Annotated in this window: 2 protein-coding genes; both read left to right on the top strand. The window is 73.3% G+C overall.

Annotation, left to right across the window (positions count from 1 at the left end; genetic code table 11):
• Nucleotides 1-299: 299 nt before the first annotated feature.
• Nucleotides 300-1,340 carry an Rv2578c family radical SAM protein gene (locus tag RIF68_RS34060; RefSeq protein WP_309055335.1) on the top strand — a complete coding sequence of 347 codons (1,041 nt, stop codon included), beginning with the start codon at nucleotides 300-302 and terminating at the stop codon, nucleotides 1,338-1,340.
• A gap of 81 nt (nucleotides 1,341-1,421) precedes the next feature.
• A partial coding sequence (locus RIF68_RS34055; protein WP_309055334.1) for an alpha/beta fold hydrolase occupies nucleotides 1,422-2,550 on the top strand: 1,129 nt, incomplete at its 3' end.

Below are 2,550 nucleotides of genomic sequence, written 5' to 3'. Positions count from 1 at the left end.
CGCCTAGGGGGTGTCTCACCGATCTTGCCGGGCTCGCGACGCCTGGCACGCTCGCCGCGTTGTCGTCGGTCGCCGATGTCCCCCGGGCTTCGCCCGGGAGGTGCCCCCACCGCATGGACTCCCTCCTCCGCCTTGCGATCGCACGCACCAAGACGCCACTCCCTGATCCGGCCTGATCGACAAGACACCCCCTAGGGAACCACGCGGCCTCCGGGGTGCGAAATCCGGGTTGCGGCGATCAAGGGAACATGTGTTCTATTCTGACCCCACGACCGGCCCGCACCCCCGAGGAGGCGTCCATGCGCTGGGACCACCTGGGCGACACCCCCGCCGCTCCCGCCGACACCGCCCTGTTCGGTACGGACGCGGTCACCACCCGTACGTTCGACACGCCCGAGTTCCGCGGCATCACCTTCCACGAGGTGCGGGCCCGCTCGATCCTCAACCGGGTGCCCGGGGCCTCCCGCATGCCGTTCGAATGGACGGTCAACCCGTACCGCGGTTGCAGTCACGCCTGCGTCTACTGTTTCGCCCGCAGGACGCACAGCTATCTCGACCTCGACACCGGTCTCGGCTTCGACTCGCAGATCGTGGTGAAGGTGAACGCCCCCGAGCTCCTCGTCCGGCAGCTCGCCTCGCCGCGCTGGCAGGGGGCGCACATCGCGATGGGCACCAACGTCGACTGCTACCAGCGGGCGGAAGGCCGGTACCGCCTGATGCCCGGCATCCTCACCGCCCTGCGCGACCGGGCCAACCCCTTCTCGATCCTCACCAAGGGCACCCTGATCCTGCGGGACCTGGACCTGCTGGTCGAGGCGGCCCAGGTCACCGAGGTCGGCGTCTCGGTCTCGGTCGGCTTCACCGACCAGGAGCTGTGGCGGACGATCGAGCCGGGCACCCCGTCGCCGCAGCGCCGGCTCGACGTGGTGCGCGCCCTCGGCGAGCACGGCATCGGCTGCGGGGTGCTCATGGCCCCCGTGGTGCCCTTCCTCGGTGACGGGCCCGAGCAGCTGCGGGAGACCGTCCGCGCCATCGCCGCGTCCGGCGCCACCTCCGTCACGCCCCTCGTGCTCCATCTGCGCCCCGGCGCGCGCGAGTGGTTCATGGAGTGGCTCGGCCGGCACCACCCCGGCCTCGTGCGGCGCTACGAGCGGATGTACGGGGAGGGGGCCTACGCGCCGACCTGGTACCAGCGCCGGATCACCCGTCAGGTGCACGAGTTCGCCGCCGAGTTCGGCATCGGGCCGGCGGGCCGGGGCGCGTCCCGGCGGATCTCCGGGCCGGAGAACGCCCCGGGGACGCCGCCGGCGCGGGCGCCCGAGCAGCTGACACTGCTCTGAACCCCCGCCTGTCGCCCTCCTTTCGGGTCAACTCTCGGCCGGGCAGGTCCTGTCGCGGCCCCGGCGGGGCACGCACGCCCTATGACCTCACGCGCAGGAATGCTGATCGCCGCTGGAGCGATGGTCGCCGGGACGGTCACCGTCCTGCCCGCCTCCGCCGCCGGCACCGCCGGGCCCGCCCCCCGGCCCGTGCCGCCGCTCGTCTGGACCGACTGCGGCACCAAGGCCTCTCCGAAGCTCCAGTGCGCCTCCCTGAAGGTGCCGCTGAACCACGACGACCCGGCGGGGCGGACCGTCACCCTCGCCCTGACCCGCGTCCCGCACACGGCGAAGACCTTTCAGGGGCCGCTCCTGGTGAACCCGGGCGGGCCCGGCGGCAGCGGACTCGGGATGGCCGGCTACGTGGCGTCCTCGCTGCCGCCGGACGTCGCCGCCCAGTACGACGTGATCGGTTTCGATCCGCGCGGGGTCGGCCGGAGCGAGCCGGCGCTCGACTGCCGGCCCGGCCACTTCGCGCCCGTACGGCCCGACTCGGTGCCGCGCGGGGCGGCGGCCGAGCGGGCCTCGGTGGAACGGGCCCAGGAGTTCGCCGCGGCCTGCGGGAAGAAGCACGCCGATGTCCTGCCGTACATCGACACGGTCAGCACCGCACGTGACCTGGACCGCATCCGGCACGCGCTGGGCGCCCCGGCCCTGAACTACCTCGGCTACTCGTACGGCAGCTACCTGGGCGCGGTCTACGCGCGGCTGTACCCGGACCGGGTGCGGCGGATGGCCCTCGACTCCGTGGTCGACCCGCGGGGCGTCTGGTACGAGGACAACCTCGCGCAGGACCTCGCCTTCGACTCCCGCCACAAGGCCTTCATGGCCTGGGTGGCCCGGCACGACGCGGTGTACCGGCTGGGCACCGACCCGGACGCGGTCGAGGCGGCCTGGTACCGGATGCGGGAGGACCTGGCCGCGCGCCCGGCCGGCGGCACGGTGGGCACCGGCGAGCTGGAGGACACCTTCCTGCCGGGCGGGTACTACGACGGCTACTGGCCCCGGCTGGCGAGCGCCTTCTCCGCGTACGTCAACGACGGCGACACGGCGGCGCTCGTGGCGGCGTACGAACGGTACGGACGGTCCGACGCCGCCGCCGACAACGGCTACTCCGTCTACACGAGCGTGCAGTGCCGGGACGCGGCCTGGCCGCGCGACTGGAGCGTGT

Origin of the sequence: Streptomyces sp., assembly GCF_031178505.1 — a bacterium.
GTDB lineage: Bacteria > Actinomycetota > Actinomycetes > Streptomycetales > Streptomycetaceae > Streptomyces > Streptomyces gulbargensis.
Note: the sequence above shows the minus strand (reverse complement) of the source record. Positions and strands in the feature narration are given on the sequence as shown.

Bases quoted from the DNA above. Each gene is read 5' to 3' on its own strand.
- RIF68_RS34060 (WP_309055335.1), top strand. From the start codon at position 300: ATGCGCTGGGACCACCTGGGCGACACCCCCGCCGCTCCCGCCGACACC.